The sequence below is a fragment of the Mesorhizobium sp. M0991 genome (genome assembly GCF_040318915.1).
Classification (GTDB): Bacteria; Pseudomonadota; Alphaproteobacteria; order Rhizobiales; family Rhizobiaceae; genus Mesorhizobium.
This window is the reverse complement of the sequence record NZ_JAMYNE010000007.1, coordinates 29198-52942: the sequence shown is the minus strand read 5'-3', so window position 1 is coordinate 52942 and position 23745 is coordinate 29198. Positions and strand designations below refer to the sequence as shown.

Annotated in this window: 22 protein-coding genes; 15 read left to right on the top strand and 7 right to left on the bottom strand. The window is 60.4% G+C overall.

The features are described 5' to 3' along the window. Positions 1 to 101: 101 nt before the first annotated feature. A complete protein-coding gene (locus NKH70_RS12915) occupies positions 102 to 2264 on the bottom strand; it encodes an amylo-alpha-1,6-glucosidase (protein ID WP_352721458.1) in 2163 nt (720 codons plus the stop codon). A gap of 47 nt (positions 2265 to 2311) precedes the next feature. Beyond that, positions 2312 to 3373, bottom strand: a complete 1062-nt coding sequence (locus tag NKH70_RS12910; RefSeq protein WP_352977183.1) for a glycosyltransferase family 4 protein — start codon at positions 3371 to 3373, stop codon at positions 2312 to 2314. Here NKH70_RS12910 and NKH70_RS35800 point away from each other — a divergent pair. From NKH70_RS35800 to NKH70_RS12855, 11 genes are all read left to right on the top strand, one after another. After that, on the top strand, positions 3263 to 3931 hold the full coding sequence (locus tag NKH70_RS35800) for a DUF982 domain-containing protein (protein ID WP_502908352.1): 669 nt from the start codon (positions 3263 to 3265) through the stop codon (positions 3929 to 3931). The genes NKH70_RS12910 and NKH70_RS35800 overlap by 111 nt on opposite strands. Before the next feature lie 492 nt (positions 3932 to 4423). Next, the gene (locus NKH70_RS12900; protein WP_352977184.1) at positions 4424 to 4585 is read left to right on the top strand and encodes a hypothetical protein; all 162 of its coding nucleotides are present in this window, start codon (positions 4424 to 4426) and stop codon (positions 4583 to 4585) included. Between the two features lie 264 nt (positions 4586 to 4849). Then, positions 4850 to 5074, top strand: a complete 225-nt coding sequence (locus tag NKH70_RS12895) for a hypothetical protein (protein ID WP_352977185.1) — start codon at positions 4850 to 4852, stop codon at positions 5072 to 5074. A 215-nt stretch (positions 5075 to 5289) separates the two neighbouring features. Then, positions 5290 to 5544, top strand: coding sequence for a DUF6894 family protein (locus NKH70_RS12890; RefSeq protein WP_352977186.1), 255 nt, complete (start codon positions 5290 to 5292; stop codon positions 5542 to 5544). Positions 5545 to 5887: 343 nt separating this feature from the next. Then, on the top strand, positions 5888 to 6514 hold the full coding sequence (locus NKH70_RS12885) for a class I SAM-dependent methyltransferase (RefSeq protein ID WP_352977187.1): 627 nt from the start codon (positions 5888 to 5890) through the stop codon (positions 6512 to 6514). A 223-nt stretch (positions 6515 to 6737) separates the two neighbouring features. Then, complete coding sequence (locus NKH70_RS12880) at positions 6738 to 8525, top strand: ABC transporter ATP-binding protein (protein WP_352977188.1); 1788 nt, start codon at positions 6738 to 6740, stop codon at positions 8523 to 8525. A 6-nt stretch (positions 8526 to 8531) separates the two neighbouring features. Further along, positions 8532 to 9713: a glycosyltransferase family 9 protein gene (locus tag NKH70_RS12875; RefSeq protein WP_352721446.1), complete on the top strand. Its 1182-nt coding sequence runs from the start codon at positions 8532 to 8534 to the stop codon at positions 9711 to 9713. Between the two features lie 9 nt (positions 9714 to 9722). Beyond that, positions 9723 to 10907, top strand: coding sequence for a glycosyltransferase family 9 protein (locus NKH70_RS12870; RefSeq protein WP_352977189.1), 1185 nt, complete (start codon positions 9723 to 9725; stop codon positions 10905 to 10907). Continuing rightward, the gene (locus tag NKH70_RS12865) at positions 10897 to 12075 is read left to right on the top strand and encodes a glycosyltransferase family 9 protein (protein ID WP_352721442.1); all 1179 of its coding nucleotides are present in this window, start codon (positions 10897 to 10899) and stop codon (positions 12073 to 12075) included. Before NKH70_RS12870 ends, NKH70_RS12865 begins: the two co-directional genes overlap by 11 nt. A gap of 303 nt (positions 12076 to 12378) precedes the next feature. Beyond that, positions 12379 to 13158 (top strand): sulfotransferase domain-containing protein, encoded by a 780-nt coding sequence (locus tag NKH70_RS12860; RefSeq protein ID WP_352916664.1) that lies wholly within the window; start codon positions 12379 to 12381, stop codon positions 13156 to 13158. A gap of 14 nt (positions 13159 to 13172) precedes the next feature. Then, positions 13173 to 13868 (top strand): sulfotransferase family protein, encoded by a 696-nt coding sequence (locus tag NKH70_RS12855; RefSeq protein ID WP_353025384.1) that lies wholly within the window; start codon positions 13173 to 13175, stop codon positions 13866 to 13868. Positions 13869 to 13898: 30 nt separating this feature from the next. Here the strand turns inward: NKH70_RS12855 and NKH70_RS12850 are convergent, their stop codons facing one another. Further along, entirely contained in the window at positions 13899 to 15137 is a 1239-nt protein-coding gene (locus tag NKH70_RS12850; protein ID WP_352977190.1) for a glycosyltransferase family 2 protein, read from the bottom strand. Here NKH70_RS12850 and NKH70_RS12845 point away from each other — a divergent pair. The 4 genes from NKH70_RS12845 to NKH70_RS12830 all read left to right on the top strand — a co-directional run bounded on the left by NKH70_RS12845 (position 15105) and on the right by NKH70_RS12830 (position 19301). After that, entirely contained in the window at positions 15105 to 16268 is a 1164-nt protein-coding gene (locus tag NKH70_RS12845; RefSeq protein WP_353025383.1) for a glycosyltransferase family 4 protein, read from the top strand. The genes NKH70_RS12850 and NKH70_RS12845 overlap by 33 nt on opposite strands. Before the next feature lie 113 nt (positions 16269 to 16381). Next, positions 16382 to 17176 carry a glycosyltransferase family 2 protein gene (locus NKH70_RS12840; RefSeq protein ID WP_352977192.1) on the top strand — a complete coding sequence of 265 codons (795 nt, stop codon included), beginning with the start codon at positions 16382 to 16384 and terminating at the stop codon, positions 17174 to 17176. An 89-nt stretch (positions 17177 to 17265) separates the two neighbouring features. After that, positions 17266 to 17988 (top strand): glycosyltransferase, encoded by a 723-nt coding sequence (locus NKH70_RS12835; protein ID WP_254817270.1) that lies wholly within the window; start codon positions 17266 to 17268, stop codon positions 17986 to 17988. A gap of 275 nt (positions 17989 to 18263) precedes the next feature. Continuing rightward, positions 18264 to 19301, top strand: coding sequence for a phosphatidylglycerol lysyltransferase domain-containing protein (locus NKH70_RS12830; protein ID WP_352977193.1), 1038 nt, complete (start codon positions 18264 to 18266; stop codon positions 19299 to 19301). A 586-nt stretch (positions 19302 to 19887) separates the two neighbouring features. Here NKH70_RS12830 and NKH70_RS12825 read toward each other — a convergent pair. The 4 genes from NKH70_RS12825 to NKH70_RS12810 all read right to left on the bottom strand — a co-directional run bounded on the left by NKH70_RS12825 (position 19888) and on the right by NKH70_RS12810 (position 23709). Continuing rightward, positions 19888 to 20964, bottom strand: a complete 1077-nt coding sequence (locus NKH70_RS12825) for an ABC transporter ATP-binding protein (RefSeq protein ID WP_352977194.1) — start codon at positions 20962 to 20964, stop codon at positions 19888 to 19890. Beyond that, positions 20961 to 21761 carry an ABC transporter permease gene (locus tag NKH70_RS12820; protein WP_353025382.1) on the bottom strand — a complete coding sequence of 267 codons (801 nt, stop codon included), beginning with the start codon at positions 21759 to 21761 and terminating at the stop codon, positions 20961 to 20963. The genes NKH70_RS12825 and NKH70_RS12820 overlap by 4 nt, the downstream gene beginning before the upstream one ends. Position 21762: 1 nt before the next feature. Beyond that, entirely contained in the window at positions 21763 to 22623 is an 861-nt protein-coding gene (locus NKH70_RS12815) for an ABC transporter permease (protein WP_502908356.1), read from the bottom strand. A 66-nt stretch (positions 22624 to 22689) separates the two neighbouring features. Then, a complete protein-coding gene (locus NKH70_RS12810; RefSeq protein ID WP_352719435.1) occupies positions 22690 to 23709 on the bottom strand; it encodes an ABC transporter substrate-binding protein in 1020 nt (339 codons plus the stop codon). Positions 23710 to 23745: the final 36 nt, after the last annotated feature.

Sequence of the window (23745 nt, the reverse complement as noted above, 5' to 3'; positions counted from 1 at the left end):
GCGTTCCCCAGCCGCCCATTTTTGCAACGCACAAAGAGGCTATCGGTTCCGGACGATTGCAATGCCGCGCGTCATTTTCGATGCGCCGCAGCGCGGCGGCATCAAGTGCGCACGATGAGCGGCACCATCCCCTCATACCGATCGGCGAGAAAGGCGACGACCCGGTCGCCGACACGCTGGAATGTGAGGTCGACCACTGTCGAGCCGACACCCAGATGCCGCAATGTCAGCGTGTCGATGCCGATCGGCAGCCTTGGGCGGGTGACCCGGATTTCGCTGTTCCAGCCGTCGATTTCGAGCCCAAGGCAGGCCTGCATCAGCATGAAGGCCGATCCCGCTGACCAGGCTTGCGGCAGGCACGCGACGGGATAGGCGATCGGCGCTTCGCCCGGCGACCGGGTAAAGCCGCAGAACAGTTCCGGCAGCCGCATGTTGAAATGGACAGCCGATTCGAACGTGCCGCTCATCAGCCGGACCACGCTGTCGCGCACGCCATAACGTGCCAAGCCGGCACCGCACATGGCGGTGTCGTGCGGCCAGATCGAACCATTGTGGTAGGACATCGGGTTGAAGAATATCGCATCGTCGGCCAGCGTCCTCACTCCCCAACCAGAGTGGAACGACGCGGAGAGCAGCTGATCGGCGACCATTTGCGCCCGTTCCGGCTCGGGCAGCCCGACGAAGAGAAGATGGCCGGCATTCGACGTCCGTACCTTGCAGAGCTCGCCTGCACCATCGATCGCCAGTGCATAGAAATTGAGATCGTCCATCCAGAAATGGCGTTCCACCGCGGCGCGCATGGTTTCGGCGCGTTCCTCCCAATGATCGGCCTTGTCGTCCTCGCCGCGGCGGCGGGCGAGCGCTGCCAGCCCACGGAACGCGGCAAAGACGTAGCCTTGCACCTCGACCAGGGCGATCGGCCCCTTGGGCATGCGGCCATCGGCATGGAAGACGGAATCGAAACTGTCCTTCCAGCCCTGGTTGGCGAGGCCGGTCTCGGCGCCGCGCTGGTAGGTAACGAAGCCGGTCGCGCGGCTTGTCTCCTCCGTCCATTCGGCCGCTGCACAGAGCGATGGCCACAGACTGTCGACGAATGCCATGTCGCCGGTACGATCCGCATAGGCGCAGGCGAGATGAATGTAGAGCGGCGTGGTATCGACGCCGCCGTAATAGCGGCCGAACGGGAGCTCCCGCAGCGCCGCCATCTCGCCCTTGCGGGTCTCGTGCATGATCTTGCCCGGCTGCGAATCGCTGAACGGCGACGTTTCGGTTGCCTGATGCTGGGCGAGAAAGGCGAGTACGCCGCGCGCCAGCCCAGGATTCAACCACAGCATCTGCAGTGCGGAAATCACCCCGTCACGGCCAAACGCCGTCGAGAACCAGGGTATGCCGGCATAGGGGTAAGGTCCGGTTGCAAGCTCGGTGGTCAGCAACGCCACGTCCGCGCGCGCGCGTTCGATCCAGTCGTTGAAGACGCGGCCGGAGCTGTGCACCGTCGCGCCGTGGCGGCGTTTGGCGCGCATGCCGAAGCGAGCGCGGGCGGCGGCAGCCCGAAAACGGTCGCGGTCGGGTGTCTCCGCCACTTCCGGGCCGACCTCGATATAGAGGACCTCGCTGCTGCGCTTCGTCACCGCAACCAGGAAATCCGCACGGCTGGCGGTCAAATTGTCCGGCGCCCGCGAGAACGAGATTGCCGACAGGCGCACGAGCTGGTCTAGCCCGTCATATCGAAGCACCACGGATGTCGGACTGGTCTCGGCGGCGTGGGCTATTCCGCGCTTGAGCCGGGTCGAACCGCGCACCTCGAACATGTCACGGAAATCTGCTGCGAAATGCAACGAAACCCGAATGGCCGACGATTCCTGGCTGTAGTTGGAAAGGGTGATGCGCTCGAACAGCCGGTCCTGCCAAAGCAGCCTGACGCGTTCTATGTGGATCGCGCCTTGCGGAATGTCGCGACCACCGACACTCTGGATCGGCAGATTGGTCAAGTTCGAGGTGAAAAGCACATTGTCCTGGCTGAGCGATGCGCCCAGCAGCGACATTTGCCGGCCACCGACCGTCAGCCGGAATTCCGAAAGCACACGCGTGTCGTCTCGGAAAAAGCCGTCGCCGGCGCCGCGGATGTCGCCATAGGCGTCGGCCACCGCGAAGCAGTCGCCTTGCTTGAGGGCGAACAGCCGGTGCGGCTCCCGGGGCGCAACCTCGTCGAGGGAGGCAAGGGCTACGGCGGGATCAAGCTTACGCTCGTCGAGTTGATTCATACGTCACAAGCTCTGTCGTTTCGTTCCAATGTCCACAATGACGCCGATCAGGATGCTCTCGCTTCACCGGGAGCGCCGATCAGGCGCGTATAGGCAGCCACATAGTCGTGGGCCATTCTCGTGGCAGAAAAACGGTTTTCGAATACGGCTCTCACCTGTCGCCTGTCGAGGCGCAGCAATTCCGGTATCGAGGCGACCGCAGCATCGACTGAATCGACAAGGAAACCGGTCACGCCGTGGTCGATGATCTCCGGCAGGGCACCGCATTTCCAGGCGATTACCGGCGTGCCGCAGGCCATAGCCTCTATCGCGGCAAGACCGAACGGCTCCGGCCAATCGATTGGAAACAGCAGGCCGGCCGCCTTGCCGAGGAATTCCGCTTTTCTGTCCTCTTCGATCTCGCCGACATAGTCGACACGGTCGCCGTCGATCAGCGGCTCGACCGTGTCGTGGAAAAAGGCGCGGTCGTCATCGCCGATCTTTGCCGCAAGCTTCAGTTTCAGCCCGGAGCGCAAGGCGATCTCGATGGCACGGTCCGGGCGCTTGTCGCGCGACAGCCGGCCCAGAAAGGCCAGATACGGCTGGTCCGCATCCGTCTCGAAAGTCGACTCGTACATATTGATCGGCAGCCCGTGATGGATGGTCGCCAGCCAATTGGCCTTGGCCAGCCCGGTTCTCTGGCTGCGGGAAATCGAGATCATCGGAAAACGCGGAAAATGTTCGTAGGCCGGGGCCAGGTCGACATAGTCGAGCCTGCCATGCGGTGTCGTCACCGTCCGGTCGGGCATGTGTTCGAAGAAAGGAAAATGCAGGAAGTGGCTGAGATGGAAATGGATGATGTCGAACTGTTGCGCTCGGTTCCTCACCTCTGCGAGCATCGAGAGATGCGCTGCGGTTTCGGATTTGTGCGGGCGCGGATCGAGACGGAGCGCGCGCTCGCGACACGCCACCAATTTCGCCGATGTCTTGGTATCGCCGCTGGCGAACAGGGTCACGTCATGGCCAAGCTCGACCAATCCCTCGGTCAGATAGGAGACGATGCGCTCCGTCCCTCCATAGAACCGGGGTGGCACGGATTCATGGAGCGGCGCCACATGGGCTATTCTCATGTTTTGGCATTTCCCTCAAAAAGACTGCTCGTGGCATCGAAATGCATCAGCCGCGCTAACGTTCCCGTACAATGGCGAGATGTCACCCAATTGGGGCAAGATGTCAGGCAATTGGGGCTGCCTGGCGCTTCCACCGCTGCTCGTCTGGTCCGGCCAACATTTTTCAGGCCAAGCCCTCCTTGGCCGGGAACCAAAGCCCGGTTCGCGAGTTTAGTGGGGTTCGATCGCACGCATCCGGTCGACGGGGAGGAAATGATGGACCGCTTGCAATTCTTTTCGCCCGTGCGGATTTTGCGCGGACAGGGACAGCCTGTGGAGGAGATCGACAGCGTTGCCGAAGCAATGGCATTCTTGCGAAAATGGCCGGCTGGGCGGCGCGGGCCGGTTTACCAATGTGCGGTGAATTGCTGCGCAGCGGCCATGGCCGGCCGGATGTCGGCCGAGGAAGCGCGAAAGGCTTTTGCCGGCTTCGCCCGGATCACCCGCCTGCTCGAGGGCGATAGGCCGTTGCCGATGAGCGGCGAGGATCGGCATCGCGATCACGCGTTGAGGCGATAGGCGCCAACTGCTGCAGATCGTCAGATGAAGGATGGCATTCAGCCGGAGCGCCCGATCGGCGACCGACGCGCTTTCGCTTACATTTTCGCAGGTGCATTTACGCTGATATTTGGTGCCGAAGGCATTGGGTTCATTGCTCGCCTTCTGGCAGACCAACCTATGGCAAATCAAAGTCGCTTCGGTTGTCTCGGGGGTAAGGCCCGGGATGACTATTGCGGTTGTCGTGGCCGGCATGCCCATGATTGTGAACCGGAGTAAATTCCGAAAATTTTGCATAGATAGCTCGCTTTCTGACGCCCCGCTTCTCGGGCTCGCGCCCAAGCTTCCTCGTTGTCGAGTGGGTGTTTGCGACAAGGCCGCATACGGATCGCTTACGCCTCAGCGGTCGGGGCTCAGGGCGGCATAAAAAGTTGGATGAAGCGCAGACAATGGTGCCGCATTGCGGTATTTCGACCGGAAAAGGCCAAAGATGCACTTTTGGGGGAATGGATAATGTCGAAACGGCTTAGACTGGTGCTGGGAACGGCCGGCGCAATTGCCGTCGCCATTGTCTGGGGGATCGTCGCCACGTTGATGGGTGTGCCATCGATTCTGATCACCGTAGGAGCGGTCGCGATCGGCGCGGGCATCTACAGCTATCAAAACCGGAACTGATCCGGTACCCGGCGACGCGGCATAGCCCAAAACTCCCACGGTCGCAGACTGCCTGCGGCAATGCTCAGTGTACGAAAATTACCAACGACAGCGTTCTGTGGAACGAGTGGCCTGCCGAAGCTATTGTGGTGGCGGTCCGAGACACCCCGCCTCGGGCCACTGGCTCACCCAGCCGAGTGGTCCGCTGCTACCCAATGGCAGCGGACCCTTCACCCGGAGGACGGACCCCGGAAGACGGACATTGTGCCGAATCGAGGGAGAACGATGGTCGTTGACGAGATTGCAGCGCGGCGCCTGAAAATTCTGATCGAGCAATATATGGAGACCAGGAAGAGGCGCCACGATGTGGTTTCTACCGCAGCGGCTGAGATCGCGATCAGGGCTGTCATGCCGAATTGCCCGGTCTCCGGAAAAGCCCTTGACGAAATGATTGCGGCATGTGCGTTCGAACATGGGCTGGGGGTGCTGTTCGATCGACCTGACGCATGAAGGCCTAAACGCCATGAATCCCAATGCCAAAATCGCGCGGTGCTGTCGTGTACGAATTCGAGGCTGCTCCTGAGGCGCTTGCGACTAAGGCGCGTCGCGTCGATCGGCCTCATGCGATGAGCTTTAGGTTCTTGTTTTGATACATGTTGTTGTCGCAAAACCGCTGCACATTTTTGCGCGACATGGATTAGAGAAACCGATCAACCGGAGCAGCCATGCCGAGATATTTTTTCCATTTCCGAAACAATGAGGGCCGCTTGACGGAAGATTTCGAGGGTCAGGAGTTGGACGGTTTGTCCGCGGCTCAGGATAACGCCATGGCTTCGGCCAAGGAAATCCTGGCCGAGGGCCTGCTCAGCGGCAGCCCGGTCCTGACAGGTCTTTCCTTCGAAATCTGCGACGAGAACCGGAAGCTGCTTTTCCGATTTCCCTTCTCGGAAGCTGCCGAAAAGGCTGGCACTCGACCGTGATTGGCCAACAGCCCCGCAATGCGGGCGGGCTTTGATCGAGCCTGGCTGAAAAACCGCATGTCGCGGTAAGACGGTCGTTGGTGCAAATCAGCACCATAGACAAATTAGTAGCATAGTTGCCGGCACAAAGCAAGAACAAATATGGCTTACCTTGCCGAAAAGGCGTGCGTTTCAGGAACTCGAGGGCAGGCGCGGGTAGGGGGCGCCAAGCGACATTGCGATTTCCAACCGATGTGTCGATTTGTCGGGCCGGGTGTTCGTCAACTTCCCGAAACGTCTTCGCAGGATGCTGTGATCAGGAGTTCCTTTCTCCCGCGGTTACGTTTACAGGACGCTCAGGACAGTGTCGTTTGCGCGCCAGCAACTGGACCGGATTAGGCCCGGCGCACAGTCGTCCTCCGTCAAGGAAATCAGTCCGGCGCCGTTTTTGGAGAACAATGATTTGTGGTGGTCAAATAAGCAAAAGAGATTCAAGGGAACGTGGGACGACCGGCTGGACGGGCTATTCTCCGCAGAGGTCGACTACGCCGGGAAATCCATTCTCGATGTTGGCTGCAACATGGGTGTTGTCGCCTATGAGATATCCAAGCTAGGACCGAGTTCGATCCATGGGATCGACATTCTCAAGCCGCATATCGAGACGGCCAGGATGATCTTCCTGGGTTGTCCAGTCCAAAGCCGGTTCGATTGTCTCGATCTTGGCAGCCGGAAGCTGCAAAATGTTCTCCAACCGCAGTACGACATCGTCATGCTGCTGGCGGTCTACCATCACATGCAGTGGAGCCTGGGCGCGGACAAGGCGAGAAGCGTGCTGTCCGATATCGCCAGGCGTGCTCAAACGATCGTTGCCCGCGTCCCCCCTGGCAAGGATAAGGAGATGATCGCGGTCCTTTCGGATGTGGGCTTTTCGATCAAAAGCAATCACACATCGCCTCTTGGAAGCCATCTCATGGTCCTCGCAAAACACTGACCAGGCATAGCGCGGCCGACGACGAATGGCGCAAGAGCCGCATAGCTTGGCATGCGAGGAACCGACGGTCATAAGCCGATGACGTGCAAGGATCCGGTTCGGCATTGACTGCGGTCGGGAACGAAGCCACAGACAGTGATCGAAACCGTCTCGCGCTTTTAAGACAACGCGAAGACCGGACGGGATCGCAACGGGCGGCGACGAGATGATTGCAAAGAAACGAGTGTCAACGGTCCCGGCATATCCGCTGATCAAGCGTCTGATCGGCGAAAATCTGCCGCCGCACAAGATGCTGTATGTGACAGGTTTGCTGTGCTCGATCGCCGCTGCTGCGGCGACCGGCGCAGCGGCCTGGATCATGAAAGTCATGATCAACACCATCTATGTCGAGCGAGACGCTGCCGCTGTATCAGGTATCAGCGTCGTCATCATCGGCATTTTCCTGGTCAAGGGCATAGCTGCCTACTGCCAGACCATCACGACGGGAAAGATTCGCCGGGCTATCGTTTCGGACCTTCAAAACCGTCAATTTTCCCGAATGGTGTATTTCGACATCGGCCGTTTCGCCAACCAGCATCCGGCAAAATTCATCTCCAAAATCATGTTCAACGCGCGCGCCGGGGCGACCGTTATTCTCACCCTCACGAGCAGCGCCGTCTCTGATCTGCTGACCCTGATTGCCTTGGCCAGCGTCATGGTCAAGCAGGACCCGGTAATGTCGCTGATATCCGTGGCGGTTCTGCCGATGCTGTTCCTGTCAGTCGGCGCGATAACCAGGAAGCTCAAGGCGCTGGCGAGGGGCGAGACGGAATTGGCCGCACAAGTCCAGTCGATCGGCACGGAAGCCGTCGAAGGCATCCGCACCATCAAATCCTTCCAGCTCGAGGACAAGGCGGTTGCCAGCTTTGCAAAGGCCGTCCGCAAGATGGAAAGACGTGGCATCCAGATCAACCGGACATCAGCATTGATGAGCCCATTGATGGAGACCGGCGGCGGCGTGATCATCGGGCTTTTCGTTATGTATGCCAGCTGGCAGACCCTCGGCAACGGCAAGACGCCTGGCGAATTCATGGCCTTCATTACCGCGTTCCTGCTTGCCTATGAGCCTGCCAAGCGGTTGGCCCGGGTCAACGTCGACATCCAGAAGCAAATGGTTGCCGTCGAGCAGATGTATGATTTGATCGACACGCCCGAGCAGCGGCGACTCGCAATCGCAGGCGAGCGCCTGACCGACGTCGATGGTGGTATCCGCTTTGAAGATGTGGCCTTCTCCTATGACGGCAACAGCCCGGCGCTCGAGGGTGTTTCCTTCGACGTGCGACCTCGTGAGAAGCTGGCGATCGTCGGCCGCTCCGGCGCCGGCAAGACCACCATCGTCAATCTGATCCTGCGCCTGATGGAGCCGGACAAGGGCAGGATCCTGATCGACGGAAAGGACATTTCGAAGATCAGCCTGGCCGACGTTCGCGACAATATCGCACTTGTGTCACAGGACGTCTTCCTGTTCGAAGGCTCGATCCGCGACAACATTCGTGATGGCCGCCCGAACGCTACGGATCAGGAAATCGAGTCTGCTGCGAACCTCGCCCGGGTCACCAGCTTTGCTTCGGCGCTCGAAAACGGGCTCGACACGCTTGTCGGGCCGAGCGGCACCAATCTGTCGGGCGGGCAGAAACAACGCGTCGCCATCGCACGCGCCTTGCTCAAGAATGCTGCGGTAATCGTCTATGATGAAGCGACATCGGCGCTTGACGGTGAAAACGAACGGGCAGTCATGGAGGCAGCCTTCGACAACACATTTCAGCGCACGGTGATCTGCATTGCGCACAGGCTGTCTACAATCAAGGCGGCCGATCGTACTCTCGTGTTTGACGCCGGACAGCTTGTCGATGATGGAACGCATGACCAGCTTGCCAAACACAGCGAGATATATCGTTCGATATTCCACCTGGAGACGCCCGATCCGATGGCCGAAAGCGGCAAAAAGCTGCGGCAAAGCGTATTGCGCTGAAGGCCGATGACCAGCTTTTATCACGGTTCCTATGTCCGGTATGTGATTGGTGGACTGGGCCTTCAGCTGCGCCGGTACAAAAAGGCGGTGCGCAGGTTGTTTTCCGGTCCCAAGCAGCCGCGTTCCATTCTTGAGCTGCAGGCCAAGGTTGAGGCGCTGATCGTGCGCAGGGACTGGAAAGGCCTTGAAGCCGGTACCAATGAGATGGCTGTCACGGCCGATCACAATCGCGACCCGGAGCTGATGCAGAAGGCGGGCCAGGCATTCGAACGGCTTGGCAACTTTGCGCGGGCAGCTGAGCTTCGGCTTTCCGCTCGCAGGCTGCGGAAAGGGAAAAGCGCCAACGATTGGACCGGCGAGAATCTCGGATCGGATACACTGCTGATCGATCTTGTGGAGGATGACCCGCGCAGCCTTGGCCGGGTTATCCGCCACGCGCGACTGGCCGGCGCTGCCGCTGCCTATGCGCAAAGCGCAACAATTCGGGTCGAGCCGCGCCTGGTATCAATTCTGCAGCGAACGTTCCCGAAGGCGACCGTGATCCCGGCGCAGCAGGATGTGGTCGGCGACAAACGTGCGACTTTCGAAGATCTCGCCTGGGTGTTCGGACGCGATGCCGAAAAGCTTGCTGCCGACTTCGTGCCGCTGCGGGCAGATCCTGAACTCGTCGAGACATTCCGCAGGCGCTATCGCTCGATGACGGATCTGCCGCTGGTGGGTCTCTCCTGGGGCAGTAAATCCCACACCAAGGACGTGCCTGACTTCCCGGAATGGGCAAGGTTCATCGCCCAGACGCCAGCGACATTCGTTTCGCTCCAGTACGGACAGATCAAGCCGGCGTTGCGGCGCCTTCGCAACGGCAATGACGCGCGTCTGATCTTTGACGACAGCGTCGACCAGATGGTCGACATGGACCGTTTCGCCGCACAGGTCGCCGCACTCGATGCTGTCGTGACGATCAGCAATACGGCGGCCCATCTTGCCGGAGCCCTTGGCGTGCCGACTGTTTTCCTCATCGACGACAATTTTCAGACGGCATGGCCAGTGACCGGCGACCGGACACCCTGGTATCCGAAGGGCATTATCATTCGCAAGGAGGGGCGCCCTTGGTCGCTGGTGCTCGACGGGGCCGGCCGGCGGCTCTCGTCGATCCTGACGACGCTTTCCGACGCTCCCCGAGGACGATAGAACATCGCCGTGCAGAACAGACGAACCATCCTTCAGAAAGCAAAAACCGCCGATCTGCGCCCGCAGAGCGCCGTCGGCAAGCGGCTGCAGAAGGTTCTCGAGCGGGCAAAGGAACTTCTTAGACGTCCCTCGCGCCACGCCGACGAAAATGCCGAAAGGCATACGAGGCTGATGGAGGAAAGCGTGCAGCGTGGTGACTGGCAAACTGCTCGCGACCATGCACTGGCGCTTGGCGTGCTTGGTGAGCAGCTTGGCGATCTCGGGCTGATCAAGAAAGCGGGGCGTGGACTGAGGCGTCTCGACGGAGGAAATCGCATCTGGCAGTTGATGGCGGCGAGCAAGCAGCTGCGCGGCAGGCCCGATTGGGATGGCAGTGATCTTGCGGGTCGCACGCTTCTCGTCGATCGTCGCGAAGGCGACCTGGCGATCTTTTTCCAGTTCGCGTCGCTGCTTGGTCCAGTCGCGGCTGCCGGTCGATGCATCGTCTTCGTCGAGCCGCGACTGGCACCGCTTTATCGCAGAACATATCCTGCGCTCGATGTCAGGATTGAAGGGGAAGAGGACATGGCGGCGGTGGACGCCGACGTCGTTGCCGGTTTCGAGACACTCGCAAAGCATTTCTGGCCGGACGACCCGGCGGCACGCGCGCCCTTCGTTCCGCTGGAGCCGGACCGCCGACTGGTTGCCGAGCTGCGCGGCACCTATCTCGATGGCGGCCCAGGTCCCCTGATCGGATTTGCCTGGGGAAGCCTGAACAAGAGCAAGGATCTGCCGGCTCTGGACGATTGGCGGACGCTGTTCGGCAGCCTGCCGGGGCGCCTCGTCAGCTTGCAATATGGCGATGTCGGGCCGGCCCTCTCCGAGTTCGAGCGCCACGCGCCGGGGCGCATCATCCATGACGCTTCCGTCGACCAGTTGACGGACATGGACCGCTTTGCCGCCCAAATCGCGGCGCTCGACGCGGTGGTGACGATCAGCAATACCGGCGCCAACCTCGCCGGAGCGCTGGGCGTGCCGACGATTGTCATGCTCGACGACGGGTTTCGCCTGTCCTGGCCTGCTTTCGGCGAGACCGTCGCCGCATATCCGACCGTTCGACTGGTCCGAAAAGGCGGCCGAGCCTGGGCGTCGGCAGTGCAGGAAGCAGGCGGACGGGTCATGCAAATCATCGGCGGAGCTGGCGATGGAGGGTAACCAACTTGTCGGCCGGTTGCGCCGCGCTGTCGCGCTTGCAGGCTACAAATACAAGGTCTGGTTCCGACGTCACCGCCGGCAGCTTTTCCTTCGCTGGCGCGACGGCGACATTGCCGATCAGATGGCGGATTATCGGCGAAGCGTCGAGTCGCGCGATTGGCCGGCGGCACTGCCGAAAGCCCTGGCTCTTGGATCCATTGCGAAGTCGAGGGGCGAGGTCCACCTGATCGACGAGCTCAGCAAGGCGCTGATGCGGATGGGCGCCTATGGCGCAGCCGCCGAACTCAGGATCGCACGACGCCACATCGTCAACGGCCGCGTCGATGGGGAGTGGCTGGGCCAGGATATTTCGGGCCAGACACTGCTGGTCGATCTGATGGAAACCGAAAAGCAGGGTCTGGCCACCGCGATCCATCATGCGAGTTCCGTGGGCTGTGCCCTGGCGCGCGCCGCCCGCTCGATCGTGCTGGTCGAGCGCCGCCTGGTACCGCTCTTTCAGCGCACTTTTCCGACCGCCGACGTGCGGCCGGTCGGCGCTGATGGCAAGGCTGCCTATGGCGAGGCGCAGGCCTTCGCCGGCGTCCAGCATCTGACTGCCGTTTTCGAGACCGACGAGGCGACGATCCGCGAGCATTTCGTGTCCCTTAAGCCGGATCCGGCCCGGGTCGCTGAACTTCGCGCCCGCTACCGGAAGGAAGGGCGGCCGTTGGTCGGTATCGCATGGGGCAGCTCCAATCCCGGCAAAGACCTGCCGCCGCTTGCCGCCTGGCGAAACCTGATCGGCCGCCCGGACCTTCGGTTCGTCTCGCTGCAGTATGGCCAGATCGAGACCGATCTGAAGATCCTGACCGACGGTGAGCCGGAGCGCATTCTTCATGACAGATCGGTCGATCAGCTCGTCGACATGGACCTTTTCGCCGCGCAGGTTGCCGCGATGGACGCCGTGGTGACCATCAGCAATACCGGAGCGCATCTGGCCGGCGCGCTCGGCATCCCCTCGGTTTTCATTCTGGGCGACGGCTTCAAGCGCTCCTGGCCGGTCGAGGGCGACCGCACGCCCTACTATCCATCGGCCGTGCTGGTCTCGAAACGGGAACGCCCCTGGTCCGTGGTGATGGGCGAGGCCGAGTCCATTCTGGCGCCATGGGTCACAAAAGTGAGTGGCTAATGCATGTCGTCCAAAAGCGCGTCACTGAATACGCTTCGACGCGATGCGCATTAAGGGGTTCGGCCGACGGACCGCGCAATGGAGCGCCCGTGTCGAACAGTCGTCGCAACAGGCCAAAAAACATAAGGCATTCCGAACCGGGATATAGTAAAGGCCCAATTCGCCCCGCAGAGGATCGCAATTCTTGCCGGCATTTCTGCCTTGTGTTCGAACCAGCCGTAGGCTTAGGCGCCCAGTAATAGGGTTGGTCTGGCCGGCAGCGGTTCGGGCGCCAGCTCTGATAATCTAAAGGAGGTCTCTCCCATGTCCTTTCTAAAATTTTTCCAGGCCAAAGCGCCACCTCTTCCTCTTATCGTATCCTTTCCAAAATCGGGGCGCACCTGGCTGCGTGTCATGCTGGACGATCTAGGAGTTGAAGTTCAATACATTCACGACGGAACCGACCACAAGTTACTTCGACCGAAATCGAGCCTCAAGGAGAATAAATCTCGATACAAGAAGAGAAGAACAATAATGCTTGTTCGTGATCCAAGAGATACGGTGGTCTCAGGGTACTTTCAGGTTCAGAAGCGCCACATGCTTCCAGCGGGATCGTTCAGCGATTTTATCAGAAGCGACAATCATGGGATCGAAAAGATCATTAGATTTAACCTGCATTGGTTTGCGGCAATGCCCCGGATGCGCGAAATCCGGTATCTTCAATATGAAGACATGCATCGGGATACAGCTGGTGTCCTTCGCGCGATCCTTGGATTCCTGAACCTGCAGGCTGACGATCGGACGCTTGTCGAGGTGGCGAACAACCGAACATTCGACAAGATGAAAGTGAGTGAATCGACCGGTGATCTGTCCGATCGATACGGCAAGATATTACAGCCCCGCGATGCGAATGATCCCGAAAGCTTCAAGGTGCGCAAGGGCAAGATAGGCGGTTACGGCGAATATCTTTCCGAGGACGACGTGGCCTATTGTGACGAGCAGTTGGCTAAGTTCGAATATTGGGAGAAGCTGGACAAGGTCTTTAGCACCAACGGCTTGTGCTACGCTCGCGTCGATAACCGCGCCCGGGTCGCCTTGGGTTAGGGAGCATTGCCGACATGGTGATGCGGACCGGATTCATTTGCGGCTGCGGCCATAGCGGGACGACGTTGATTGCGACGATCCTTGCGTCGCATCCTGACGTCTACCTGCCGCTCCAGGAAACCAACATTTTCTTCAAGTGGACGCCACTGGCCATGTTCCGCTTCGGGAAACTGAAACGGGCGGCGCTCGAGGCTGGAAAGAACGTGCTGCTTGAAAAGACACCGCGGCATATCCGCCGTGTCGCCCGCATTCGCCGGCTCGTGCCCGGCGCGCGTTTCGTCATGCCGGTGCGAGATGGGCGCGACGTCGTAGCGTCCCTGATCAAACGACTTGGCAACCCAAAGGAGGCTCTCGACCGCTGGATCAACGACAATGCGCTGGTTTTTGCGGAACGAGGAAAGCCGGATGTGCTGATCTATCGCTATGAGGACCTGGTCGAGAATCCGGCCAAAGTCGTCGAGCAGATCTGCGGCTTTCTCGATGTGACCTTCAGCCCGGATCTCCTCGACTACCACAAGAACCCGCAGCAATGGTTCAAGCCGACCGACGCCAGCGTCGAGACCCAACATGAGGTGCTCCGGAACCAACAGGTCAATCAGCCGATCTACGACGGAAGCGGGAGATGGCGCTCCGAACTTGGAAACGCCGAGTTACAGGACCTGGTACAAGGACGAGGTGCCCAGCTTATGAAAGCATTCGGTTATGCATGATGTCGGTTCGGCATCTGCTGGAAATGCCGTCTACCAATCAATCTTGTCGATCAAACCCGTTTTGAACAGGCTGTGAGCTCCTTCGTACAGCATTGACTGTTCGCTCATCGCGCTGAGAGCAGCTTTACCGCTCGATACCTCATGATACTGGCGATATTTGGAAGCGCCGTTCCAATACTGACCTTCCGCCACCGCGACCTGCGCCTTGTCGTTGAAATCGGCGAAGAACTTGAAATGAAGCAGGCCGCCCAATCCCTTTATATAGTTTCGCCAGTAAGGCAGCGGTGAGTGAATCGACGTAAAAATCGTCTGGCGATCAACATATATCAGAGGAAACTTGGTCAACTTGTGCTGCCTGGCGAAAAGCCGGGTCCTCGGGCCGCCTGTGATCTTGAGATGCCGAGGGCTCCTCGTCACCTCATAGCCGCTGCCGTCGAAATGGTCCGCAACTTGCCATGGCGGCACGATGGGATCGAAGGGTACGTCCCAGATGTTTCCACTCGGATACATGTCGATCATCGGCGCCAGCAGGCGTGTCATTCCGCGCCGCTTGAGCCAGTCGGCCATCGCACCGAGCGGATGCTGATCCATGCCGTCATAGACAAGATATTCGTCCGCATCGACGGTCAGATACCAGCGAGGCTGACCATAAATCTGCACAATCCGCTGCCGCCAAAGGTTTCCCAGGTCCGACTGCGAATAGGTGATCGGCGAGCTAAATAGATCGACATCTGGCTGCTCGGCCAGAAGCTCAGCTGTTCCGTCTGTCGAGCGATCATCGAGGACGGCGAATCTGGTGACGCCGAGCTCGCGATAGTGCTTCAGGAACGGGCGTAGCCTGTCCGCCTCGTTGCGGATGACGAGGATCAAAGGCAGGTCATTGGCTTTAAGGGGCGTTATCGGCCGCAGCGATGACACTTCTGCCCGTCTTCCGAAGGTGTGTCTCAGCCGATATATGGCGGTGTCGGTAATCGTCCGGCGGACAATGGCGGGCCAGGTTGCTTTGCTCAAGCCGTCGATTCCCCTCATGGCGGTCACCGCCCGGCTGGAGCTGGCGCGGATCCGCTGTTTGCTGTTAATTTCTACATGCAGCACCGTTAGGCAAATCGCAAGCAGTTGCGGACAATGGACATAGGCCTGTTCTGAGTTCCGGCGGGTGAGCTTTCCAACTGTTGCCGATGCGCGCTGGCCTCTATAGACATCGTCAGATGGCAACAAGGCCGGAGCCCAGACCCCATGCACGCCGGCATTCGTGGCACCGAAATTCAATTCGACAGGCCGATCCTGTTCGTGCGCCAGCGTTATGCGCCTTTTGGTGGAGGCGAGATCATGCTGGAAAACATCATGGCGGCGTTCGCCGCGCGTCAGCGGCCGGTGGCCGTGCTCTCCGGCGACTGGCCGCGTTATGAAGGCATAGAATTCATTCATTGTGCCGGCCGCCGGTTTCCGCGTTCGCTGCGGGCGACGTCCTTTGCTCAAGCCGCCTGCCGCAAGATCGCCGAGATGCCACCGGCCCTGGTGCAGAGCAACGATCGCCTCCCGTGCTGCGATGTCTTCCGGGCCGGGGAGGGCGTTCATGCCGCCTATCTTGCCGAGCGGCGGCGTTTCGAGACGCGGCTTGGCAGGGCGGCAATGGCGCTGAGCCCCTTTCACCGCCAGACGCTGCGCCTCGAACGCGCAACCTATGCCAGCCCTCGGCTCAAAGCTGTCATTGCCATTTCGAAAATGGTCGCAGACGACATTGTCCGTCACTATGATTATCCGGCGAAAAATGTGCACCATATTCCGAACGGAGTGGACCTCGACCGCTTCAGCCCGCAGCTGCGCCAACTGCATCGGGCGACAATGCGCGCGCGGCTCGACGTCGACGAAAACAGGACGGTCGTCCTGTTTGTCGGCTCGGGCTTTGCGCGAAAGGGACTGCTTGCACTGATGAAGGCGGTCGCCAGGCTCGATGGCGAGCCTGAATTATGGGTCATCGGCCATGATTCGCGCGCCAACGCCTTCAGGCAGGCCGGCGACAGGCTCGGTCTCGGCGCACGACTCAAGATGCTGGGGCCGCAGAAAGACATGCTGCCGTGGTACGGCGCGGCCGATATGGCCGTGCTGCCTTCCATCTATGACCCTTTCGGCACAGTGGTGATCGAAGCCATGGCCAGCGGCTTGCCCGCCGTGGTAAGCACCGGCTGTGGAGCGCGCGAGCTTGTCGAGCGGTTCGAGCCGACGCTTGTCTGCGATGCGGCCAGCGAAAGCGACCTCGCAGCAGGGCTCGCGCACGCGCTGCAGTTGTCGTCACGACCTGAGACCGCAGCCAGGGTGAGAGCGGCGGCCGAACACTATGATTTCAATGTCATGATCAACCGAATGATGGCGCTGTATGAAAGCCTTGATCTGAAATGATTTTCGACTTTGTTAAATCAGGTTAGTATCCTCGGTGTGCCAACAGGCCGGGAGCCGATGCTGCAGATGCATTCGAATGACAGTGGCAGCTTTGATGCCGGAACATTCTGACCGTGCCGGCGCTCTCGGTCATTATCATCACCCGCAACGAGGAGGCGTCCATCGCGCAATGCCTTCGGTCGGTCCATTTTGCCGATGAGATCGTCGTTCTCGACAACAACAGCAGCGACAGGACCAGGGAGATTGCCGGTGATCTGGGGGCCAAGGTTCTGATGACCGTTGATTGGCCCGGTTTCGGCGCGCAAAAAAACCGTGCGCTGGCCGCGGCAACGGGGGATTGGATCCTCTCGCTGGATGCCGATGAGTGGGTGGAGGCGCCGCTCGGCGCGGAAATCAGGGCCGCAATCGCCGACCCAAAAGCCTATGACGGCTTCGAAATGCCGAGAAGATCGCGCTTTTGCGGTCACATTGTCCGCCATAGCGGCTGGTCGCCCGATCTGGTGCTCAGGCTCTTCCGTCGCCGCTCCGGGCGCTTCAGCGACGACACCGTGCACGAGAAGGTATTGGTGAACGGGAAGGTCAGCCGATTATCCCAGCCGATCGAGCACGATTCCATTACCGACTTGGCAGATGCCCACGACAAGATCGGCCGGTACGCAGAAGCGTCCGCCGCGCAACTGCTTGCCGAGGGCAAAAAAAGCTCGATAGGCAAGGCGGTCTTGCGCTCCGTCTGGGCCTATGTGCGCAGCTATATTTTCCGGCTGGGATTTCTGGACGGTTCCATTGGCGCGATGGTGGCCGCGTATTCGGCCAGCTACACCTATCAGAAATGGGCGCGTGTCGCATTGGGAATGCCAGGCCAGGTGCACCCAAAAAAAAGCAAGGCTGAGACCAGGACAAATCTGTGAGAAACCGGCTTGGTTGACCGCCATTGTTGCCGAGCCATCGCCAACTAGTTAGTGTACGACCGTTAAAATCGAAAGCCAGGGTAGTGAATATGACTGATGCGTTTAGGGTATTTATCGGATGGGACAGCCGTGAGCCGATCGCGTACGACGTCGCGCGGCATTCGCTGCTCAAACATGCGTCGGCGCCTGTCTCCGTCATTCCGATCAAACAGGACGAGATGCGTGCCCGTAGGCTGTACTGGCGGGAAAAAGATCCGCTCGCCTCAACGGAGTTCACCTACACGCGCTTCCTCACGCCCTTTCTCGCCGACTACACGGGTTGGGCCCTGTTTTGCGATTGCGATTTCCTGTGGCTTGGTGACGTCGCGGGCCTGCTGAAATACACGGACTCGGACAAGGCGGTCTATTGCGTCCAGCATGACTATACGCCGAAGGCCACGACCAAGATGGATGGCGTGGTCCAGACGTCCTATCCTCGGAAAAACTGGTCGTCGCTGATGCTGTTCAATTGCGCGCATCCTTCGGTCAAATCGCTCACGCCAGAGGTCGTGAATCAGGAAAGTGGCGCCTATCTTCACCGAATGCAGTGGGTTGCCGACAAGGATTTGGGTTCATTGCCGGTAGAGTGGAATTGGCTCGAAGGCTGGAACGAAAAGCCTGCTGTCGGCACGCCTAAGGCGGTCCACTATACCAGCGGCGGCCCGTGGTTTGCCGAGTGGCAGAATGTCGACTACGCCGATTTGTGGATAGCAGAACGCGACGAGTTCCTGGCTTCCGATCAAGCAGAATCTTCTCAGAGCGCAGTTCGATAAGAGCATCGTGTTTGGCAGGTGACCTGAGCGCTTCCGAAGTGGCATCGATTTTCGTGTCGCCAGGGGCGCAGCAGCAACCAGCCGTCAGGCGCTGGGCGTCGGCAACAATGCGCGGCGCGCCTTTGGGCGGGACCGGGGGCAGATTGCGCCTAGGACTCTGGCAGTTTCGGCCGGGTAGGCATGCCGCACCCAGTTAAGGATCAGCTCGCGGCAATATGATCGGTTTGGGGTCCGTCAGCTCTTTCATCGGCCTAGCCGGCACGCGAAAGTCGACCATGCCGTCACTGCGAAGACGCCTCGATCGATTCCTGGAAAACCGCGGGCCTAAAATGCCGCGGCTGCAGCTGAACCATGTCGAGCGCCTGGCGCTGGTTCGTCGCCATGGTGATTTTTCCCTTGCCTATTCGACCGCCGTGCAGAAGGGGCTTCATTACTTTGGCGATGCCCACGGCTACATCGCTTATGGCAGCAAAACGCGACATCATTTCGCGCTCGGTGATCCAGTGGCTGATCCGGCCGATCGGCGCGACTATATCAGACGTTTCATCGAGGTTGCCGGCAGCCCGTGGTTCGTGCAGATCGGCGAACAGACGGCGCGCGTGCTTGCCGGGCTTGGCTATCAGGTCAACCGCCTCGGCGTCGACACCAGGCTTGTCCTGCCCGGACACGACTTTTCCGGAAAGCGCAATGAGACAGTGCGCTATTCCGAACGCTGGCTCTTCAGGAAGGGGTTTTCCTTCGCGGAGGACAACGGGACCGTCTTCCTCGACGAGATTGCCAGGCTCTCCCAGAATTGGCGGGCCGACCGCATCGTCAAGCGCTGGGAGATGAGGTTTCTCAACAGGCCTTTTGCCGATCACCTTGGCGTCGATATGCGCCGTTTCGTCCTGCACGGTCCGGATGGGGAGCTCGCGGCCTTGCTGGATTTCGATCCGCTGTTCAGCGACGGCAAGCTCATCGGCTACACCACCTCGTTCAAGCGCAAGCACATCGATGCCTCGGCGCATGCCGAGATCGGCCTGACCAAATTTGCGGTCGACCGTTTTCGCGACGAAGGTGTTTCCGTCATCACCCTCGGCCTGTCGCCGCTTGTCGAAATCGAACCTAGCGGGTTTGCCGAAAGCGATTTCTGGCGGCGCGCTTTCCAGCGCGCCTATGACTCGCCGTGGGTCAATCGCACCCGCTTCAACCTGCAGGGGCAGGCGGCCTTCAAGCGCCGATTCCACGGTGTCGAAGAGCCGACCTATCTCGCCTTTCGCAAGGGGAGCTTTTTCGAAGCGCTTTCTCTGCTCCGGCTGATCAGGGCCGTCTAGTGCTTGGCGCGGATGAGGCTCGTCGGCTCCCAATTTGGTCGATCTGCCAAGCTTGATTGTTTAGGCGGGAAAAGGAATGCCGCGGTGGCTGCGAAAGACCGGCTGTGAAGCGCCGGACCATTCTTGCGGTCTTCGCCCCAGTCCCGCCGGGGCACTTTTGGCAGCCTGAGAACAGCTCCGCATCAGCGCCACGGGGTCGGATTCACGGTTGCTGCAGCGTACCGCCGGGAATAACGAGAGTACCCTGGCCCGGCCTCGAGTATCTGAAGCCTATGAAGAACAAAGCAACGATGACCAAACAAATGACGATGACCGCGACGACGCTGCCAGGATGGTGTCCGGTATCTGGCGGTTGGACCATTGCCTTCCCGTATGGCTATCGCCGCTGACCTTCTTCATCTTCCAACCGAGCATGACGACTGTCAATGGACAGAGGAGCTGCCCCCCGCCATCCAATCAGCCGCCGGTAGTGTCGAACACGTTACGCGCTTGCCGACGAAGCTGATGATGGACCGAACCACAACTTGTCCTAAGCACGCCTCCATCGCTGCGAAGCGTTGGATGGCGGCGATCCACCGCGGCTTAGTCAAGCCGGAAACAGGAACGCCGCCGCCGGATCGAAAAAGACCTGCCGGCTGCAGGGCGACACACCCTGCGATTGCATGGCGGCGGAGGTCGGCCTGATGTCAACCTCCTGTCCAGCGGGGGTGCGCGCGACGATCCGCCGGCGCTCGCCGTAAAATGCGATATCGACGATCTCGACATTCAGCTCCGCGCACGCCGGGCTCCGCTCCATGCTAAAGGCTTCGGGCCGGATCATCAGCCTGGTCTTCTGGCCTTTGCCGAACGTGCCGTTGGGCCTCACTCCGGATATGACCGAACCGTCTGTCATGCGGATCGTTGTCGTGCCGTTGGTGGTGTCGAGATGTTCGGCGGCGAGGAAATTCGAATTGCCGATGAAGCCGGCGACGAAGTCGGTCGCCGGCCTGAGATAGAGATCCTCGCCGGTGCCGGTCTGCTCGATGCGGCCATCCTTGAACAGGGCGATCCGGTCCGACAGATGCAGCGCCTCTTCCTGATCGTGGGTGACGTAGAGAATGGTGACGCCGGTCTGGCGATGGATGCGGCGGATTTCGCCCTGGATTTCCTCGCGCAGCTTCTTGTCGAGCGCCGACAATGGCTCGTCCATCAAAAGGATCGGAGGATCGTAGGCCAGCGCCCGGGCCAGCGCGACGCGCTGCTGCTGGCCGCCCGACAGCGCGCCGGGTAAGCGCCCGGCAAAGCTTTCGAGCCGCACCAGGGCCAGCATGTCGGCGACCTTTTTCTTCACCTCAGCATCCGGCCGGCGGCGAACCCGCAGCGGAAAAGCGACGTTTTCGGCCACCGTCAGATGCGGAAACAGCGTGTAGCGCTGGAAGACCATGCCGATGTTGCGCTTGTGCGAAGGCACTGCAAGCAGTGATTTTCCTTCCAGCAAGACATCGCCGGAAGTCGGGTCCTGAAAGCCGGCGATCGCGTAAAGCGTCGTCGATTTTCCCGAGCCGGAGGGCCCGAGGAAGGTCAGGAATTCGCCCCTGGGTATGTCCAGCGTGACATCGTGCACGGCGACGATCGCCCCGAACGCCTTGCGTAGATTGCGGATGGAGAGGAAAGGCTGGGTCATGTCCGGAACTTTCGCTGCAGCAGCGCCGTCACCACCATCAGGGCAAGCGTCAGCCCGACAAGCAGGCTTGAGGCGGCGGCGATCACCGGACTGAGGTCCGACCGCAGACTGCCCCAGATCTTGACGGGCAAGGTTTGCAAGCTGGGGCTGGCCATGAAGATCGCCACCACGACTTCGTCCCATGAGGCGAGGAAGGAAAAGATCGCGGCGGAGAAGATGCCGATCCGGATCGACGGCAAGGTGATCCTGAGCCTGGCCTCGAGCGGGCTTGCCCCGCAGACGATTGCCGCGTCCTCGATCGACTTGTCAAACCCTTCGAGCGCGGTGGCGATCGGAATGATGGCGAAGGGCAGCGCCAACACGGTGTGGGCGATGACGAAGCCGATGGTGGTACCGCCGAGGCCGAGGCGAAGGAAGAAGGCGTAGATGGCGATGGCGAAGACGACGACGGGCAGGACCATCGGCGTCAGCAGCAGGCCGCGCAGGATCTCACGTCCGGCAAACCGTCCGCGAACCAGAGCAAAGGAGGCGAGCTGGCCGATCGCCACTGCCAGGATCGCCGTCATGGTGGCGATCCGAGCGCTGGTCAGCGCGGCGTCGAGCCAGGCCGGATCGGCAAAAAGCTCCTGGTACCATTTGAGCGTCCAGCCGGGCGGCGGAAAGGCCAGCCAGCGCGACGAGCCGAAGGAGAGCAGGACGATGAAGACCACCGGCAACAGAAGAAAGCCGGCGACCAGCGCGGTGAAGCCGAGCAGGGCAACCCGCAGTCCACCCATGCGGTCATAGTCGAGCAGCATCTCAGATGCCTCCGCTAATGCGCCTGGCACCGACAAGGCGCAGCTGCAGCGCGTAGAGAGCCATGGTGACGACAAGCAGGATGAAGGCTGCGGCGCTGCCGAGCCCCCAGTTGAGCAGCGACTGGACCATCTGCGCGATCATTTCGGCAAGCATCATGTTCGACGTGCCGCCGAGCAGTGCCGGCGTGACGAAGTAGCCGAGCGACATGACGAAGACCATCAGGCCACCGGCGGCGACGCCGGGCAGCGACAGCGGCAGGAGGATGCGGCGGAACGCCTGGAAAGGGCTTGCGCCGCACAGCGACGCCGCACGCAGCGTCATCGGATCGATCGCCCGTAACGTGCCGACCAGCGGCAGGATCATGAAGGGCAGCATGATATAGACCATGCCGATGGTGACGCCGGTGAGATTGTTGATGAGCGGCAGCGGCTGGTCGATGACGCCGATGGTCATCAGCGTCCGGTTGATGACGCCGGTACGCTGCAGGAGCACCATCCAGGCATAGGTGCGGGTGAGCAGGTTCGTCCACATCGACAGAATGATGATGCCGAAGATGATCGAGGCCAGTCCCGAAGGCATGATCGCCAGCATCCAGGCGACCGGAAAGGCGACAAGGACCGTGACGATGGTGACCAACGCCGCGACCAGGAATGTGTTGAAGAACACCCGCGCATAGGTGCCGTCACCAAGCAGGGCAGCATAGTTCTGCAAGCCTGGCTCGGGCTCCGTGACACTGCGCAAAAGCAGCGCCAGCACGGGGACGACGAAGAACAGCATAATCAGAATCAGGGCCGGCAGCAGGCCATTGAGACCTGCCGGCACCCGCACCGTTCCAAAGTTCCGGCGTGTTTCGACCGACATGACAGCGACCCGGCTACGGGACGAGACGGCGCGAACCGTCTCGTCCATTGCGGTTCAAGGGCGGGCTTATTTCGCCTGCCAGGCATACCAGCGCGCGGCGATGGTGTCGCGATTGGCGGCCCAGTAGTTCATGTCGAGATTGATCTGTCCGTCGACATGAGCGTCCGGCAGCGATTTCACGGCATCGGCCGGCATCTCTGCCTTGGCCTTGGTGTTGATCGGCGCATAACCGCTGGCTTCGGCAAATTTGGCCTGGCCAGCGGGGCCGCTCGCCGCAGCGAGGAATTTCATCGCCGTATCCTTGTTCTTGGCACCCTTCGGTACCACCAGAACGTCGGCTGCGGTCAGGTTCTGGTTCCAGGAGACACCGACATCGGCGCCATCCTTGTCCAGTGCGAAGACGCGGCCGTTCCACAGCTGGCCGAACGTTGCTTCGCCGGATGCGATCAATTGCTGCGACTCCGCCCCGCCGCCCCACCAGACGATGTCCGACTTGATGGTGTCGAGTTTCTTGAAAGCGCGATCGAGATCCAGCGGATAGAGCTTGTCCGCCGGAACACCATCGGCCAGCAGCGCGATCTCGATGACACCGGGCGCCGACCATTTGTAGAAGGTCCGCTTGCCCGGGAATTTCTGCAGGTCGAACATGTCGGCCCAGCCGGCCGGTTCACCCGAAACGGCGCCCTTGTTCCAGGCGAGCACGAACGAATAGTAGAAACTGCCGACGGCGTGATCGGTGGTGAAGCGCGGATCGAGGTCGGCCTTCGGCACGGTCTTGAAGTCGATCGGCTCCAGCAGACCGTCCTTGGCCGCCTTGATGGCGAAATCCATCTCGACGTCGACGACGTCCCAGTTGACACTGCCGCTGTCTACCATCGCCTTCAGCTTGCCGTAGTCGGTCGGGCCGTCCTGCATGACCTTGATGCCGGATGCAGCGGTGAACGGCTCGGCCCAGGATTTGGTCTGCGCTTCCTGGGTCGTCCCGCCCCAGCTGGTGAACACCATGTCCTCGGCCTTTGCGGCCGTCGTTGCCAGAACTGTCGTTGCAATAAATCCGGCAAGGATGCCGGTGATGATCAGTTTCATGTCGTTCTCCTCTGTTGTTTTCGTTGTTGTCTGTTC

Bases quoted from the DNA above. Each gene is read 5' to 3' on its own strand.
- NKH70_RS12865 (WP_352721442.1), top strand. From the start codon at position 10,897: ATGGAGGGTAACCAACTTGTCGGCCGGTTGCGCCGCGCTGTCGCGCTT.
- NKH70_RS12820 (WP_353025382.1), bottom strand. From the start codon at position 21,761: ATGCTGCTCGACTATGACCGCATGGGTGGACTGCGGGTTGCCCTGCTC.
- NKH70_RS12835 (WP_254817270.1), top strand. From the start codon at position 17,266: ATGACTGATGCGTTTAGGGTATTTATCGGATGGGACAGCCGTGAGCCG.
- NKH70_RS12895 (WP_352977185.1), top strand. From the start codon at position 4,850: ATGGTCGTTGACGAGATTGCAGCGCGGCGCCTGAAAATTCTGATCGAG.
- NKH70_RS12860 (WP_352916664.1), top strand. From the start codon at position 12,379: ATGTCCTTTCTAAAATTTTTCCAGGCCAAAGCGCCACCTCTTCCTCTT.
- NKH70_RS35800 (WP_502908352.1), top strand. From the start codon at position 3,263: ATGGCCAAGCTCGACCAATCCCTCGGTCAGATAGGAGACGATGCGCTC.
- NKH70_RS12910 (WP_352977183.1), bottom strand. From the start codon at position 3,373: ATGAGAATAGCCCATGTGGCGCCGCTCCATGAATCCGTGCCACCCCGG.
- NKH70_RS12890 (WP_352977186.1), top strand. From the start codon at position 5,290: ATGCCGAGATATTTTTTCCATTTCCGAAACAATGAGGGCCGCTTGACG.
- NKH70_RS12830 (WP_352977193.1), top strand. From the start codon at position 18,264: ATGCCGTCACTGCGAAGACGCCTCGATCGATTCCTGGAAAACCGCGGG.
- NKH70_RS12855 (WP_353025384.1), top strand. From the start codon at position 13,173: ATGGTGATGCGGACCGGATTCATTTGCGGCTGCGGCCATAGCGGGACG.
- NKH70_RS12815 (WP_502908356.1), bottom strand. From the start codon at position 22,623: ATGTCGGTCGAAACACGCCGGAACTTTGGAACGGTGCGGGTGCCGGCA.
- NKH70_RS12915 (WP_352721458.1), bottom strand. From the start codon at position 2,264: ATGAATCAACTCGACGAGCGTAAGCTTGATCCCGCCGTAGCCCTTGCC.
- NKH70_RS12810 (WP_352719435.1), bottom strand. From the start codon at position 23,709: ATGAAACTGATCATCACCGGCATCCTTGCCGGATTTATTGCAACGACA.
- NKH70_RS12825 (WP_352977194.1), bottom strand. From the start codon at position 20,964: ATGACCCAGCCTTTCCTCTCCATCCGCAATCTACGCAAGGCGTTCGGG.
- NKH70_RS12900 (WP_352977184.1), top strand. From the start codon at position 4,424: ATGTCGAAACGGCTTAGACTGGTGCTGGGAACGGCCGGCGCAATTGCC.
- NKH70_RS12845 (WP_353025383.1), top strand. From the start codon at position 15,105: ATGCACGCCGGCATTCGTGGCACCGAAATTCAATTCGACAGGCCGATC.
- NKH70_RS12875 (WP_352721446.1), top strand. From the start codon at position 8,532: ATGACCAGCTTTTATCACGGTTCCTATGTCCGGTATGTGATTGGTGGA.